15 protein-coding genes are annotated in these 15,431 nt (G+C 41.3%); 3 read left to right on the forward strand and 12 right to left on the reverse strand.

Features of this window, described 5'->3' with window-relative positions; all coding sequences use genetic code 11:
- Positions 1–3 precede the first annotated feature (3 nt).
- The 3 genes from hisA to hisIE are packed head-to-tail and all read left to right on the forward strand — an operon-like array spanning position 4 to position 2,134.
- Positions 4–741, forward strand: a complete 738-nt coding sequence (gene hisA, locus J1779_RS12665; RefSeq protein WP_122094958.1) for a 1-(5-phosphoribosyl)-5-[(5-phosphoribosylamino)methylideneamino]imidazole-4-carboxamide isomerase — start codon at positions 4–6, stop codon at positions 739–741.
- On the forward strand, positions 723–1,496 hold the full coding sequence (hisF, locus tag J1779_RS12670; protein WP_056769579.1) for an imidazole glycerol phosphate synthase subunit HisF: 774 nt from the start codon (positions 723–725) through the stop codon (positions 1,494–1,496). Before hisA ends, hisF begins: the two co-directional genes overlap by 19 nt.
- A 23-nt stretch (positions 1,497–1,519) precedes the next feature.
- The gene (hisIE, locus tag J1779_RS12675) at positions 1,520–2,134 is read left to right on the forward strand and encodes a bifunctional phosphoribosyl-AMP cyclohydrolase/phosphoribosyl-ATP diphosphatase HisIE (protein WP_122095611.1); all 615 of its coding nucleotides are present in this window, start codon (positions 1,520–1,522) and stop codon (positions 2,132–2,134) included.
- Between the two features lie 71 nt (positions 2,135–2,205).
- Here hisIE and wzzB read toward each other — a convergent pair whose 3' ends face one another.
- From wzzB to J1779_RS12735, 12 genes are all read right to left on the reverse strand, one after another.
- Positions 2,206–3,198, reverse strand: coding sequence for an LPS O-antigen chain length determinant protein WzzB (gene wzzB, locus J1779_RS12680; RefSeq protein WP_217203917.1), 993 nt, complete (start codon positions 3,196–3,198; stop codon positions 2,206–2,208).
- Between the two features lie 195 nt (positions 3,199–3,393).
- Entirely contained in the window at positions 3,394–4,803 is a 1,410-nt protein-coding gene (gndA, locus tag J1779_RS12685) for an NADP-dependent phosphogluconate dehydrogenase (protein ID WP_217203918.1), read from the reverse strand.
- A gap of 146 nt (positions 4,804–4,949) precedes the next feature.
- Complete coding sequence (gene cpsG, locus J1779_RS12690; protein ID WP_217203919.1) at positions 4,950–6,320, reverse strand: phosphomannomutase CpsG; 1,371 nt, start codon at positions 6,318–6,320, stop codon at positions 4,950–4,952.
- 4 nt (positions 6,321–6,324) lie between these two features.
- Positions 6,325–7,068, reverse strand: coding sequence for a glycosyltransferase family 2 protein (locus tag J1779_RS12695; RefSeq protein ID WP_217203920.1), 744 nt, complete (start codon positions 7,066–7,068; stop codon positions 6,325–6,327).
- Between the two features lie 2 nt (positions 7,069–7,070).
- Positions 7,071–8,486, reverse strand: a complete 1,416-nt coding sequence (locus J1779_RS12700) for a mannose-1-phosphate guanylyltransferase/mannose-6-phosphate isomerase (RefSeq protein WP_217203921.1) — start codon at positions 8,484–8,486, stop codon at positions 7,071–7,073.
- 7 nt (positions 8,487–8,493) lie between these two features.
- Complete coding sequence (locus J1779_RS12705) at positions 8,494–8,952, reverse strand: GDP-mannose mannosyl hydrolase (protein ID WP_217203922.1); 459 nt, start codon at positions 8,950–8,952, stop codon at positions 8,494–8,496.
- A gap of 4 nt (positions 8,953–8,956) precedes the next feature.
- Positions 8,957–9,919 (reverse strand): GDP-L-fucose synthase, encoded by a 963-nt coding sequence (gene fcl, locus J1779_RS12710; protein ID WP_217203923.1) that lies wholly within the window; start codon positions 9,917–9,919, stop codon positions 8,957–8,959.
- 2 nt (positions 9,920–9,921) lie between these two features.
- Positions 9,922–11,028: a GDP-mannose 4,6-dehydratase gene (gene gmd, locus J1779_RS12715; RefSeq protein WP_122094942.1), complete on the reverse strand. Its 1,107-nt coding sequence runs from the start codon at positions 11,026–11,028 to the stop codon at positions 9,922–9,924.
- On the reverse strand, positions 11,025–12,071 hold the full coding sequence (locus J1779_RS12720) for a glycosyltransferase family 4 protein (protein ID WP_217203924.1): 1,047 nt from the start codon (positions 12,069–12,071) through the stop codon (positions 11,025–11,027). Before J1779_RS12720 ends, gmd begins: the two co-directional genes overlap by 4 nt.
- A 30-nt stretch (positions 12,072–12,101) precedes the next feature.
- The gene (locus tag J1779_RS12725; protein WP_217203925.1) at positions 12,102–13,283 is read right to left on the reverse strand and encodes an EpsG family protein; all 1,182 of its coding nucleotides are present in this window, start codon (positions 13,281–13,283) and stop codon (positions 12,102–12,104) included.
- Positions 13,280–14,191, reverse strand: coding sequence for a glycosyltransferase family 2 protein (locus J1779_RS12730; protein WP_217203926.1), 912 nt, complete (start codon positions 14,189–14,191; stop codon positions 13,280–13,282). The genes J1779_RS12725 and J1779_RS12730 overlap by 4 nt, the downstream gene beginning before the upstream one ends.
- Positions 14,178–15,428: a flippase gene (locus J1779_RS12735; RefSeq protein ID WP_217203927.1), complete on the reverse strand. Its 1,251-nt coding sequence runs from the start codon at positions 15,426–15,428 to the stop codon at positions 14,178–14,180. Before J1779_RS12735 ends, J1779_RS12730 begins: the two co-directional genes overlap by 14 nt.
- Positions 15,429–15,431: the final 3 nt, after the last annotated feature.

Here is a 15,431-nt window from a genome sequence, read left to right on the forward strand (position 1 = left end):
AGCATGATTATTCCCGCTTTGGATTTGATCGAAGGCAGCGTGGTGCGCTTGCATCAGGGCGATTACGGTCAGCAACGTGACTACGGCAACGATCCGCTGCCGCGATTGCAGGATTATCAGCAGCAGGGTGCGCAGGTTTTACACCTTGTCGATTTAACCGGCGCAAAAGACCCGTCGGCACGACAGATCCCGCTACTGACGACATTACTGGCCGGTGTGTCCGTGCCGGTGCAGGTCGGCGGCGGCATCCGCAATGAGCAGGATGTCGAAGCGTTGCTGAATGCCGGTGCCACACGCGTGGTCGTCGGCTCAACGGCGGTCAAAGATCCGGCCACCGTTCAGGGCTGGTTCAGCCGTTTCGGCGCTGATGCGCTGGTGCTGGCGCTGGATGTTCGCATCGACAGCAACGGCACCAAAAACGTCGCCATCAGCGGCTGGCAGGAAAACTCAAACGCCACCCTGGAGCACATCGTCGAACAGTATTTGCCCTTTGGGCTGAAACATGTGCTGTGCACGGATATCTCCCGCGACGGTACACTGGCCGGTTCCAACGTCGAGCTTTATCGCGAAGTGACTGCACGCTATCCGCAGGTTGCATTTCAGGCCTCCGGCGGTATCGGCTCGCTGGATGATATTGCAGCGTTACGTGACAGCGGCGTTGAAGGCGTGATTGTCGGGCGCGCATTGCTCGACGGTAAATTTAATGTGACGGAGGCAATCTCATGCTGGCAAAACGGATAATCCCCTGCCTCGACGTAAAAGACGGTCAGGTAGTGAAAGGCGTGCAGTTCCGTAATCACGAAATCATTGGTGATATCGTGCCACTGGCGCAGCGTTATGCCCAGGAAGGCGCGGACGAGCTGGTGTTCTACGACATCACCGCATCCAGTGACGGGCGCGTCGTGGATAAAAGCTGGGTGTCACGCGTGGCAGAAGTGATCGATATTCCATTCTGCGTGGCTGGCGGCATTAAAAGCCTCGAAGATGCAGGACGTATTTTGCAGTTCGGGGCGGACAAAATCTCCATCAACTCCCCTGCTCTGGCCGACCCGACGTTGATTAGCCGTCTCGCCGACCGTTATGGTGTACAGTGCATCGTGGTGGGCATCGATACCTGGCACGACGCAGCGACCGGAACCTATCAGGTTCATCAGTTCACCGGTGATGAAGCGCGCACCAAAATCACTACCTGGCAAACCATCGACTGGGTGAAGGAAGTTCAGGAGCGCGGTGCGGGTGAAATTGTGCTGAACATGATGAATCAGGACGGCGTGCGTAACGGCTACGATCTGGAGCAGTTGAAGATGATCCGCGAAGTGTGTCACGTTCCGCTGATCGCCTCCGGTGGCGCGGGCACCATGCCGCACTTCCTCGATGCCTTTACAGAAGCACGCGTCGATGGCGCACTGGCAGCCTCAGTGTTCCACAAACAAATCATTAATATTGGCGAGCTGAAAAGCTTCTTGGCCGAAAATGGCGTGGAGATCCGCTTGTGAGTAATCAGGATGTAAAAACCGGTCTGCTGACCGGAGAACAAATCAGCCAGCTCGACTGGGAAAAAGTGGATAACCTGATGCCGGCTATCATCCAGCATGCCGTGTCGGGTGAAGTGCTGATGCTTGGCTATATGAATCAGGAAGCGCTGAGCGTTACACAGTCTTCCGGCAAAGTGACTTTTTATTCCCGCACGAAAGAACGTCTGTGGACCAAAGGGGAGACATCAGAAAACTATCTGAATGTTGTCAGCATCACCCCGGATTGCGACAACGACACCCTGCTGGTTCTGGCAAATCCCGTCGGCCCGACCTGCCACAAAGGCAATAACAGCTGCTTCCATCCGGCAGAAACCGACTGGGCATTCCTCTATCAGCTGGAAGAGTTGCTCGCCTCACGCAAAACAGCCGACCCGGACAGCTCTTACACCGCGAAACTTTACGCCAGCGGCACCAAGCGTATTGCACAGAAAGTCGGTGAAGAAGGCGTCGAAGTTGCGCTGGCGGCAACGGTCAACGATCGCTTTGAACTGAAAAATGAAGCATCGGATCTGGTTTATCATCTGCTGGTCTTACTGCAGGACCAGGATCTGAACCTCAGTGCTGTGATTGAGAATTTACGTCAGCGCCATAAGAAGTAACGCTGGATTTCGGACACAAAAAAGCCGCCTTTGCAGATGCATTGGCGGCTTTATTTTTGTATGGCAAACTGTCAGTTACGGGGGTTGTAACTCTTCACCATGTTTCGCCCCAGCACAATCACAGAACCCAGAATAATACCCAGAACGGCACCAAGCAGTAAAATTAACACTTTCTTAGGGCTGTCTCTATGTATTGGCAGATCAGGTTTCATAACGTAGCGAAGCGAATAAGTTGAATCAGGTTTAGATTTTAACGCAGCGATAGCTAACAATGTTTGACGAGCCTGAAAATAAGAAGCATCTAATGGCAATGGCCGTGTGGCTTCATTTTTAATGGTGGCAGACAATGCATCGCTACCAAGAACAAAAAGAGTGTCTTCGGAGAGTGTTTCAGCCTGCTGAACCAGAGTATCTTTAATATTGGCCTGTTGGGCAACCAGCAATGCCTGATTCAACATTTTCAAACGAAGATCTTTCTTCTCCAGAGCGACCTTTTCCTGAGTTGCTAAATCCTCTTTGAGGTCTTCAACTTTAGAATTGATGCTAATTTGCAAGTCATTATCAAGTTCAGTAACTACCCGCTTGTTAATCTGCTGTATGTAAGTCGTGAGGGTTTTTTGTGCCTCCCCAGCAGTTTTAGCGGTATAACTGATTTTGAGAGGGACAGGTTGATCTTTAACGGCCGGAGTTATTATAAGCTTTTCCGGATCCGCCTGATTATCAAGCTGTTCAGATAAAGCAGAAATTGAAGCATTGAACCGGCTGAAAAAACGTTGTTGAACATCAACTACTGTGGGAGCATTTGAAGGATTCTGGCTGTACAACACACTCATCGCATTGTTGTAGTTAGCTATTTGACCAGAATCTGGATAAGTTATAATTGCATCTGAAGTCCATTTTTGTTTGGCTACCAGCACATAAACTGTCGCTAAAATAATTGCAAGTACCATAACAGAGATTATGACAACTTTCCCACGCCACAACTGCATGAGAACATCGATCAGGTCAATCTCTTCATTTTGCTTCGAAGACAGGTTATTTGTCATTTTATTATCTTGATTCATGATTACCCTACAGAAAACAGTCACATTTGGTCAGTGATATGTGTCCATCGATTATAGACAGATTTATTTCGAAATTTTCCATTAAAAGTAATAATTTTCTTAAGAATCCCCCGAAAAAATAACTTAGGGTATTTATAGAGGGATATGCAAAAAAAACGCCCCTGATCTGGGGCGTAGTAGATTAAACAGCTTATATTAATCCAACCATTCAGTATGGAATACGCCGTCTTTATCAGTACGTTTGTAAGTATGTGCACCGAAGTAATCGCGCTGTGCCTGAATCAGGTTAGCTGGCAGAACCGCTGAACGGTAGCTGTCGTAGTAATTGATCGCAGCAGAGAACGTTGGCGTTGGAATGCCGTTCTGAACAGCATAAGACACCACATCACGCAGCGCTTGCTGGTATTCATCAGCGATATTTTTGAAGTACGGAGCGAGCAGCAGGTTAGCAATGGAAGCATTCTCAGTATACGCATCGGTAATTTTCTGCAGGAACTGGGCGCGGATAATGCAACCGGCACGGAAGATCTTAGCGATTTCGCCGTAGTTCAGATCCCAGTTGTTTTCATCAGAAGAGGCTTTCAACTGTGAGAAGCCCTGAGCGTAGGAAACAATTTTGCCCAGATACAACGCGCGACGCACTTTCTCGATGAACTCAGCTTTGTCACCCTCGAAAGGTTTAACCGCCGGGCCAGACAATACTTTTGACGCAGCTACACGCTGATCTTTCAATGAAGACAGGTAACGGGCAAAGACTGATTCAGTGATCAGAGTCAGTGGCTCGCCGAGATCCAGAGAGCTCTGGCTGGTCCATTTACCAGTGCCTTTGTTGGCCGCTTCATCAAGAATAACGTCAACCAGGTATTTACCTTCTTCATCTTTCTTAGTGAAGATATCTTTGGTGATGTCGATAAGGTAGCTGTTGAGCTCACCTTTATTCCAGTCAGCAAAAGTAGCAGCAAGTTCTTCATTGTTCAGGTTGAGAGACTGTTTCAGCAGAGAATAAGCTTCAGCAATCAGCTGCATGTCACCGTATTCAATCCCGTTGTGAACCATCTTGACGTAGTGGCCTGCACCATCTGCGCCAATGTAAGCGACACAAGCATCACCATCATCAGCACGTGCAGCGATTTTCTCGAGGATGGGAGCAACCAGTGCATACGCTTCTTTCTGACCACCAGGCATGATAGATGGGCCTTTCAGTGCGCCCTCTTCTCCGCCGGAAACGCCAGTACCGATAAAGTTGAAGCCCTGCTCGGACAGTTCACGGTTACGACGAATGGTGTCTTTATAGTAAGTGTTGCCGCCATCGATGAGGATGTCGCCTTTATCCAAATGCGGAGTCAGGGATGCGATGGTTTTGTCAGTTGCTTCACCGGCTTTCACCATCAGCAAGATACGACGTGGTTTTTCCAGCGAGTCAACAAACTCTTCGACGGTGTAGTGCGGGACCAGATTTTTACCCGGGTTTTCAGCGATGACTTCATCAGTCTTGTCGCCGGAACGGTTAAAAATGGAAACGGAATAACCACGGCTTTCGATGTTAAGCGCGAGGTTACGGCCCATGACCGCCATACCGACAACGCCGATCTGTTGTTTGGACATTACAAACTCCTGTCTTTAGGATGGGTGCTACGACTACGATGCCGTACTGAATGCATTTCTGATGTTAACTCAGGAGATGTGAAGTGGATAGAGTTAGATGCCGCATTGCATTCAGTTGGTGGACTATCATTCAGAAAGGTGAAACCTTATGAAGAAAGAAGTTTCATAATTTCTGCAGTCTTTTGCTTCATCAGCAACTCATCACCGCGGGATTCAACATTTAACCGCACAACAGGCTCAGTATTAGAACTTCTAAGATTAAATCGCCAATTCTCAAAGCTCATACTTATTCCATCAGTATGATCAATCTCCTGAGCCAAAGGAGCAAAATGTTGATAAACATGGTCTATAGAAACTTTAGGATTAGCTAATTTACTGTTTATTTCCCCACTCGCTGGCCATGCAGCCACTCTATCTTCAACCAGTTGACTAAGTGTCTGACCCTTTAAACATAAAAGCTCAGCCACTAACAGCCAAGGGATCATTCCACTATCACAATATGCAAAATCGCGGAAGTAATGGTGAGCACTCATTTCACCACCATAAATAGCATCTTCTTCGCGCATACGTTCTTTGATGAAAGCATGCCCCGTCTTCGACATAATCGGCGTACCACCGCCTTTAGTCACAATATCGATAGTATTCCATGATAGTCGAGGATCGTGAATGATCTTCGAACCTGGATTTTTTTCTAGAAATGCGGCTGCGAGTAATCCGACAATATAATACCCTTCGATAAACTCTCCTTTTTCATCGAACAAGAAACACCTATCAAAATCTCCATCAAAAGCAATACCCATATCGGCACCATGCTTGACTACAGCATTACTGGTATCAGAACGGCACTCGGGCAATAATGGATTTGGGATACCATTAGGGAAAGTTCCATCAGGTTTATGATGAACTTTGACTAATGTCAGTGGAATATTTAGCTTTTTGAAACGCTTCTCGATTGCATCAATAATTGGCCCTGCAGCACCGTTGCCAGAGTTAATAACAAACTTTTTCGGAGTAATATTATCAACATTTACATAAGAAAACAGGTGATCGATATATTGGTCGACTACAGATATTTTTTCGTAACGTCCCCTATTGGAATCATCTACTGGAGAGAAATTGTTTTCCTCTGCTAAACGTTGAATATCTCGAAGTCCTGAGTCACCGCTGATTGGTCGTGAATCGCGGCGAACCAATTTCATGCCGTTATAATCCATTGGGTTATGACTGGCGGTAACTTCTATGCCGCCATCAACGTTGAGATGAGAAGTAGCAAAGTAAATCTCTTCTGTTCCGGATAAACCAATGTCCAGAACATCTACTCCTGCATCCTGTAAACCTCGCGCTAGTGCCAACTTCAAAGATTCACTGCTAAGGCGCACATCACCACCCAAAACAATTGTTTTAGGTTTTAAATATTCACCAAAAGCACGGCCAATTCTCCATGCTATATCTTCATTGAGCTCTTCACCCAAACGGCCACGGATATCGTAGGCCTTAAAACATGTTAGAGGGGGCATAATATCACTTTATAAATTGAGGTAATTTAGATAAGTTTTTAAACAAAAGTGCAATTGGCCAAAAAAGGCCATTCATTTTGATTACGTTTACGTCTTCTCTAGACTTTTGAATTATGTTTTTCAATGAACGATTGCTTATACCGCCAACGCGCATTTTAGTGAGCACCCTTGGCAAATATACAGCTTTTGCTTTGTGAACCCATAGATATCTAAGCAGGGAATCGTAATCAGCAGAAATTTTATAGTTTAAATTAAAAACACCCCATTCAATATAACGAGAGCGCTTCATATAGAAACTGGGGTGAGGTGGCATCCACCCATATTTCAGTTTACTGACGTTATAATCCCCACTTTTCCATTTTCTGACCACAAGATTTGTATTGTCCTGCGAAACATATTCTAAATCCGCATAGACAGCATCGAAGTTACCTTCTGAAAATTTTGAAACAATATCAGTTATAGCATCAGGATAAGCTAGAATATCATCAGAATGTAAGAATCCTATTACATCACCAGTAGCAGCAGATATTCCCTTATTCAGAGCATCATAAATACCTTTATCGGGTTCACATATAACAGTTGACACACGAGTTGAGTACTCATTTATGATCTCAAGTGTATTATCTTTCGAATTCCCATCAACAATAATATACTCGATGTTATTATAAGTCTGACTTTCAAGTGATAAAATTGTATCTTGTATTGTTTTCGAACTGTTAAAGGTCGCCGTAATAATAGTAACTTTCATGGTCAATATCCCACACCTCGATCATCGACACGAACAACATCATCTTCAGATAAGTAGATCCCTGTCCTGACTTCAATAATTTCAAGGGGAATCTTACCTGGATTTTCAATTGAATGGGCGATTCCGATCGGTATATATGTAGACTCGTTTTCAGTCACTAAATATGTTTCATTACCTCTTCGAACTTTGGCTGTTCCGCTAACAACTATCCAATGTTCGGCACGGTGGTGATGTATTTGTGTGGCGGTGCGTTGTTCTGGATTAACAGTAACTTTTTTTACGTGAAATCTGGCACCCTCGGAAACTGCATCATGCGATCCCCATGGTCGGTAAACCTCACGATGCTGGAGATACTCTGTGCGATTGAGTGCTTTTAATTTATTAACAATTTCCTTTACATCTTGTACGTGGCTTTTATTCGCAACCAGAAGAGCATCTTTAGTTTCTACTATGACTAAATTATCTACGCCGACAGTCGCCACTAATTTATTTTGCGAGTAAATATAGCTGTCATGCGTGTTAAACGTAATCACATCGCCACGTACTGCATTATTTGAATCATCTTTGGCATTCACGTCCCAAAGGGCAGACCAAGAACCCACATCGCTCCACTCTGCATCCATCGGCACTAGTACAGCGTCTTCTGTCTGCTCCATTACCGCGTAATCGACAGACTCCTCAGGACAGAGAAGGAATTCATCATCGTCTAGTCTGATAAAATCTAAATCAGTATGTTGCCCCGATAATGCCTTTAAGCAAGCGTTGTAAATTTCAGGGCGAAACTTTTTGATTTCAGATAAGTATTTTGATGTTTTAAAAAGGAACATGCCACTGTTCCAATAATATTTTCCTGTGGATAAATATTCACACGCTTTATCCATATCTGGTTTTTCAACAAAAGCATCAACCTCATAGGCAGAATTACCCACTGGTTCGCCTTGCTTAATATAACCGTATCCCGTTTCAGGATATGATGGCACAATCCCAAAAGTAACTAGCTTTCCATTTTCAGCATGTGGCAAAGCAACTTCAACTGCCCTTAAAAAAGCATCCTCATCTTTAATGACATGGTCTGCTGCTAAGATAAGCAGAAGAGGATCATTTTGATTCTGTTGTGCCTGTAGTGCGGCAAGTGTAATTGCGGGAGCGGTATTACGACCAACAGGCTCTAAAAATATGCCACCGTATGATATATTTTTTGAACGAAGCTGTTCAGCAACTATAAAGCGGTGCTCTTCATTACAGATGAAATAGGCGGGTAGATGTGACACATTTTCCAATCTCGAAATAGTATTTTGCAACATAGTGCTTTCCGAGGTTAAAGCAAGAAATTGTTTGGGATAAAGTGCACGTGACAAAGGCCACAAACGACTACCAGCACCACCAGCCATAATTATTGGCAGCAATTTAGATGACATATCATTATTACCTATTCTGAAAATAGTTTTTTGTATACAAATGAACATCATCAGATTTCATGAGTTCATTTATGTCAAACCATTTATAACTATTATGTTGTTCTAAAGGCAAGCGTTCTAAATTAACATCTTCATTTACATCATATGCGAGCACAACATAATGAGTGGAGATGTTGTCACTAGCATAGCTATCTTCATAATGATGCTGATATACACCTCGGAGAGCAGCACCATTAAATTCAAGAGGTGTTTTTAACTCATCGAATGTCAACCGAAGAAATGCATCTTCAATTTTTTCATTTTTACGGATACGACCACCAGGGACAAACCAAAAATTCTTTGCTGGTTTATTAAGCCGTTTCCCCAAAAGAAACTCGCCGGAGCTATTTTGTATAATGAAGTCAATGGAAACGAGAGGTGTATTTTGAATAACTCTCAGAAAATCATCATCACTTAACAGATTCATAATACTATTTTCTTATCAGTTGCTGATTTTCCAAAAACCAGGCGTAGGTTTTTTCCAACCCTGTTTTCAAAGCGGTTGTGTAGGTCCAACCCATGTCGGCCAAGCGCTCAACATTCATCAATTTACGTGGTGTACCATCAGGTTTGGAGCTATCAAAGGATACTTTTCCTTTGAAATTAACAACATCTGCAATGGTCAAGGCCAGCTCTTTAATAGAGCAATCTTTTCCGGTTCCTACGTTAATATGAGATAACATTTCATGAGTATTTTCATTATAGGTAGACTGGGACAAATTCATTACAAAAATGCTGGCGTCAGCCATATCATCTACATACAAAAATTCTCTCATTGGCTGTCCGCTCCCCCAGACAACAACTTCTTCATCATCGTTAAGCATTGCCTCATGAAAGCGACGTAACAAAGCAGGAACGACGTGCGAGTTTTCAGAGTGAAAATTATCATTCTCCCCATACAAATTTGTAGGCATTACACTGCGGTAGTCTCTGCCATATTGCCTGCTGTATGACTCACACATTTTTATTCCGGCTATCTTTGCTATTGCATAGGGCTCGTTCGTCGGTTCAAGGACACCAGTAAGTAAAGCGTTCTCTGCCATTGGTTGATCAGCATTTTTAGGATAAATGCAACTTGACCCCAAAAATAATAATTTCTGAACTCCTGACAAGTGAGCAGCATTTATAACGTTGCATTCGATCATCATATTTTCATATATGAATTCAGCGGGAAAAGCATTGTTAGCATGTATCCCACCCACTTTGGCGGCTGCCAAATAGACCTCATCTATATTCTCAGTTGAAAAGAATTCACTTACATCTTTTTGTGAAAGAAGATCAAGTTCCTGATGAGTACGGGTAATTAATTCGACATTTGAGATGGATGACAACTTTTTATAGATAGCCGACCCTACCATGCCACGATGACCTGCAATAAATATTCTTTTTTTCATCTTTAACTTTCCACAGAAATTGAAACGTCATAACCATTTGCTTTCAGTAACGCATGCTGTTTTGCCTTGCTGAGATCATGTCTTATCATTTCTGTACACATCTCCTCAACAGTAATAAGAGGTTCCCATCCTAAGACATTCTTAGCTTTACTCGGGTCACCTAATAAGGTTTCAACTTCTGCAGGACGGAAATATCGAGGATTAACAGAAACAATAGTATCCCCAATTTTAACACCCGGTGCATCTTCTCCAACAACCGAAACTACTGTCGCAATTTCATCAATCCCGGTGCCACTAAATTGCAACTCGATACCGAGCTGAGCAGCTGACATACGGACAAATTCTCGGACAGAGATTTGTTTGCCTGTTGCGATTACAAAATCATCGGCTTCATTTTGCTGCAGCATCATCCACTGCATACGGACATAGTCTTTTGCATGCCCCCAATCCCTCAAAGAATCCATGTTGCCTAATTGGAGAGTAGTTTCTAAACCTTGAGCAATATTAGAAAGCGTACGGGTGATTTTTCGGGTGACAAATGTTTCTCCACGACGCGGAGACTCATGATTAAAGAGGATGCCATTGCAGGCATACATCCCATAAGATTCACGATAGTTCACAGTGATCCAATAAGCATACATTTTAGCGACAGCATAGGGTGAGCGTGGATGGAAAGGGGTTGTCTCTTTTTGAGGAATTTCTTGCACCAAGCCATATAACTCAGAAGTGGAAGCCTGGTAGAAGCGAGTTTTATTTTCTAATTTGCAAATACGGATCGCCTCTAAAAGTCTCAAAGTGCCAATCGCGTCGACGTCTGCGGTATATTCTGGCGACTCAAATGAGACGGCAACGTGGGACATAGCCCCCAGATTGTAAACTTCATCAGGTTCAATTTCTTGCATTAAACGGATCAAGTTAGATGAGTCTGTGAGGTCGCCATAATGCAGATGAACATTTTTACTATTGCTCAGCGCGCTATCAATACGTTCTGTGTTAAAAGACGAAGTCCTGCGAATGATACCATGAACCTCATAGCCCTTTTCTAATAAGAGTTCAGCTAAATAAGAACCGTCTTGACCAGTAATACCCGTGATTAATGCTTTTTTCATTTTGGATCTCTTATTTCATTATAGAAATTTAAAGTTTGCTCTGCCATCTTCGACCATGAATATTTTTGAGAATGCTCAAATCCGGTAGCGATCAAATTACTGCGATAAACATCATCTTTTAGTACCACCAATGCATCACTAATCTTATCACTTGTAATATCGTCTATTAAAATTGCAGCGCCTGAAGCTATCTCACTCACTGAAGAACTATTACTACCGATGACCGGACAACCAGATTTCATAGCCTCAATAACTGGAATACCAAATCCTTCATACAATGACGGATAGATTAAACAATAGGCTTGTGAATATAAATCATTAAGAAGGACTTCTGTTACATAACCGGCATGTCGATATCTTCCAGGAACATTCCCTTCCAAAAAGTTAATCTCGTCATTAGTAAACTGCCCGCCACCAACAACAACAAGATTTAAGTCAGAATGAGTCGACAATGACTGGACACAGGCGCTAAAGTTTTTATATCCATTTCGTGCACCGACGAAAAGCACATATTTCTCTGAAGATTTTTTGTTTGCTGCAGGCTTAAAATCACCCACACCGTTATATATTACTTTAATTGGTATATTGGCTGCTTCTGGAATGAATTTTAATAAATCTTTTTTTGTACATTCTGAAATGCAAATAATACCATCGCTCCCTAAGATAGCTCTCTTCTTTTGCCAATGATGTACATAACTTTTAGCGCCACGAGAAAAAATCTCTTCAGTGAAGTCATGAACTGTTGTGATTACAGTTAACTCGCTCCTGATTTTTTTATTCGGCAAGCGATAATAGCTTGAGTGGAAAATAGAACTTCCTTTTTCGAAAAAACCCAGATCAACATCAAGAAACCGTTCAATGTTCATATTTAATCGAGTCTTAGTATTTACAGGCAACCCTTCAACATAAGGATTATTATTATCGTAAACAATCAAACTATAGGAAATATCATTTTTTTTAATTTCTTTTATCAACTCATCGAAATAAACAGAAATCCCACCCGACTGTTGCAGGGAGAAAATAATACCGTCAATTATAATCACAAGCTCTCCAAGTAATTAGCCAGATATTCTTTAAATTGAACAAAGAAAAGTTAGCCCCATTTTATGCAGTACTTGACATTTTTGCTCTGCACGGGCGTAAAGACCACGGTCATCTAAATAGTTAACTTGCTGAAATATTGTTGTTTGATTTAAAATCCCGTATCTTGAATGGTCGTAAAGCAAAGGGCGTGCAATTTGAGATATTAAGAATAAGTACAACCATATTCTAATAAGTGGTATTTTTGCCCTATAATTTATCTTTTCAATAAATATTGAATTAGAAATATTTGCACTCAAAAAAATAACTAAAAATGGTACACCATACCAACCAATACGAGTCATTACTGGCATCATCTTTCCAATAATGATGCTAAAGCTAAAATACAAAACCACGCCAGGTATTATTATATTTAGAGAGGATTTTTGGAAATCATTATGCTTGTTAATATTGAGATATGTTTTTATGACTATAAATAATAACAAAAAGTCAAAAATAGTACCAATACCCGCCGAAAATTGTGGCTGGTATGCTTCAGAACTCAGATAGTAACTAAGTTTTTGCTGCGCAATACTACCTGGCTGCAAAAGCATATACACCATATTTAAAGTTACAACAGGCATTACCAAAAATATAATTGATACAATTAACACACCGAATGAACTCAGCTTAGATAATCTTACTGAAATCATTGGGATTAGAAAAATCAAACCAATTAAAGCAGTCGTATGAAATGTTGTTGCCAATATGATTAATAATGCGTACTTGTACTTTTCTTTACTAAACAAGTAAGGAATGGCAATTAATAATAATGAAATAGCTATCGATTGTCGTATAGCCTCAATATAAATAACCCAACTAAAAAAACTCATTAACGCGAAAAATATAAATGCTGGATTTTCGAATTTCTTTGAGAATCGATTGATTGCATAAACATTAAAGGCAACAATTAGCGCGTTATACCCAAGAAAACCAAGCCCACCAAATGCTGAAACAAATATATTAAAACCGAACTCGAAAGTCGGTGTATTTACAGTACAAATACTATTTTCAATACAGTCATAATTCAGAAAATATCCTATCCAATCACCTCCAGCTGGGTAGGTACATGCAAATGTTATAAAGGTGATGATTAAAGATAATATTCTTCCTTGTCTCTGAAAACCATAAGCCGCTATGAATAACAACAAAGTAAAATAGATAAAATAGATCATCGTTTTACCATGAAAATAATGAAAATTAAGATTGAATAAGCTTTTTTACTTTGAAAAAAAATCGCTGGAAATATTTCTTTAAAAGCAAAATCAACGCTTTTTTTACCTTTGATGTCTACTCCCTGCAGAATATCATTCGATGGTATATTTTTTGCTTCGTCAAGTAGAGTGTTTATACTTCCACGATACTTTATCATCTTAGTAATATTCTTATTTAATGATAAAAGTTTTTTAATAAAGCCTTTATTTCCACCACCAACGACGTTGTTGCTATGTTGCCTATACCGAATAGTTCTAACGTCGAGGTATTCGAGACCGTTTTCAGTGGCGGCGTTTAGTGCCAACCAATTATCATGCATTGTTATTCCTGCAGGTATTGGCAGGCATTTATCTAACAATCTTCTATTAAGTATAGTAGTACAACCATAAACGCTACATTTCCACAATAGTTGCACAGGGTTTAAATTCTTCAGAGGATCGATAGAATTACTTTTATAAAAGCTCTCAGATATCGTGACTAACTTGTCGTCTACAATTTCTAAGTCACTAAAAACCATCAGTGGTTTATCAAACGTATCTCTTGCAGAGATATAAGAAAACAGTTTCTCAACTCGATCATGATTCCAATAGTCATCTTGGTCGGCTAAAAGGACATAGTTTGCACGAGTCGCACTGAGTGCACAGTTGAAATTGTTAACAACCCCTCCCTGCCTTTCAGTATTAATCAGCTTTATTCGCGGATCTATTTTTTCGTATTTGTTAATAATGTCGAGTGTTTTGTCAGTTGATGCATCATCACTTATGTAGAGAGTCCATGAAGAGTATGTTTGATTAATAATAGAAAGTATTTGCTCTTCAATATAAGACTCTCCATTATAGGTTGCCATAGCTATATCAACGTGAGACATATTTCTTCCTAGACAAAATATATAATGCAAAAAAATCCAAACTAACTCTTAAGGTCCAGGCAATTGCCGTCCCAATAAGCGAAAAATGGTTCGTAAGATAATACAGCGCTATTAAATATGGGACCAACTCACACATGTGAAGGGTAGCAGTAATTTTGGCGTACCCTGCTGCCTGAATTTTTGAAAATGGTATTTGCGCTAATGCGTTGAATATAAAGCCGATTAAAAGGATTCTTAATATAGTAGCAGGTTCACCCGCATAAGCACTCCCCATCCAAACAGTCATAATAGTATTTGCGAAGACAAAACCTACAATGACTATAGGTAAACACGCCCCGAGCATAAGATAAAAGCTCAGCTTCTCAAGTTTGTTTTTATCAGCCGCCAGACTATTACTGCTCAACTTAGGAAACAATGCTCTCGACAAGGCCGCAGGTATGTTTAAGAGTCTTGCCACAGCCTCAGATGGTGCCGTATAAAATGCAACTTTACTCGCACCTAAAACGTGAGAAATTACAAAGCGATCGAAATAGACCATAATAGGACTAATAATATTACTGATAGTAATCCAACCACCAAACATAATTAGACGTCGCAATGTTTTATAATTGAAACGTATACCTGCACTGACAATGAATTTTTGCGCGAAAAAAAAGCTAATTGTTAGTGAGGCAATTCTACCGATTACCAAACCTAAAATTGCTGAATATAATGTATGATTATAGTATGCAAATATTGCAGGGAGTATTGCAAGGGCTGAACTGGTTATAGTTCTCTGAATGTTTATATTAGCAAAGCGTTCCATCCCTTCCAGGGAGGCAAGCCAAATCTGATTTACCAAAAATACAGGCACTGCTATTGATAGTAATTTAAAAGATTTTTCAAAATTGCTAGTGAGATCATTCGAAACGTTTAGAAAACCGGCTATTTTACCTACGGATAAAAATATTAATATAGCAGCAAATAGCCCAAGAATTGCTACGGTAATAGTTGCTGTCGATATTATATTTTTTCTTTCTTGCAAATCCTCTCTAAATATTGAGATTTCTCTAATCACTGCTCTTGTGAGACCAGCATCGAATATGCTTGCATATCCCACTACAGCAAACGCAAGGGTAAATAAACCAAAACTCTCTGTTCCCAGCGTTCGAGCCAATATACCTAGACTAGGAATTGCTACTAATGTAGGGATAACAAAACCAGCTAGATTGTATATACTATGTTTTATTAGGCTCATATC

The sequence above is a fragment of the Rahnella rivi genome (assembly GCF_019049655.1).
GTDB classification, from domain to species: Bacteria; Pseudomonadota; Gammaproteobacteria; order Enterobacterales; family Enterobacteriaceae; genus Rahnella; species Rahnella rivi.

Excerpts from the sequence above, each read along its gene's own strand:
- wzzB (WP_217203917.1), bottom strand. The coding sequence starts at position 3,198 with ATGAATCAAGATAATAAAATGACAAATAACCTGTCTTCGAAGCAAAAT.
- hisF (WP_056769579.1), top strand. The coding sequence starts at position 723 with ATGCTGGCAAAACGGATAATCCCCTGCCTCGACGTAAAAGACGGTCAG.
- hisA (WP_122094958.1), top strand. The coding sequence starts at position 4 with ATGATTATTCCCGCTTTGGATTTGATCGAAGGCAGCGTGGTGCGCTTG.
- J1779_RS12735 (WP_217203927.1), bottom strand. The coding sequence starts at position 15,428 with ATGAGCCTAATAAAACATAGTATATACAATCTAGCTGGTTTTGTTATC.
- J1779_RS12695 (WP_217203920.1), bottom strand. The coding sequence starts at position 7,068 with ATGAAAGTTACTATTATTACGGCGACCTTTAACAGTTCGAAAACAATA.
- J1779_RS12730 (WP_217203926.1), bottom strand. The coding sequence starts at position 14,191 with ATGTCTCACGTTGATATAGCTATGGCAACCTATAATGGAGAGTCTTAT.
- J1779_RS12705 (WP_217203922.1), bottom strand. The coding sequence starts at position 8,952 with ATGAATCTGTTAAGTGATGATGATTTTCTGAGAGTTATTCAAAATACA.
- J1779_RS12700 (WP_217203921.1), bottom strand. The coding sequence starts at position 8,486 with ATGTCATCTAAATTGCTGCCAATAATTATGGCTGGTGGTGCTGGTAGT.
- fcl (WP_217203923.1), bottom strand. The coding sequence starts at position 9,919 with ATGAAAAAAAGAATATTTATTGCAGGTCATCGTGGCATGGTAGGGTCG.
- gndA (WP_217203918.1), bottom strand. The coding sequence starts at position 4,803 with ATGTCCAAACAACAGATCGGCGTTGTCGGTATGGCGGTCATGGGCCGT.
- cpsG (WP_217203919.1), bottom strand. The coding sequence starts at position 6,320 with ATGCCCCCTCTAACATGTTTTAAGGCCTACGATATCCGTGGCCGTTTG.
- gmd (WP_122094942.1), bottom strand. The coding sequence starts at position 11,028 with ATGAAAAAAGCATTAATCACGGGTATTACTGGTCAAGACGGTTCTTAT.
- J1779_RS12725 (WP_217203925.1), bottom strand. The coding sequence starts at position 13,283 with ATGATCTATTTTATCTATTTTACTTTGTTGTTATTCATAGCGGCTTAT.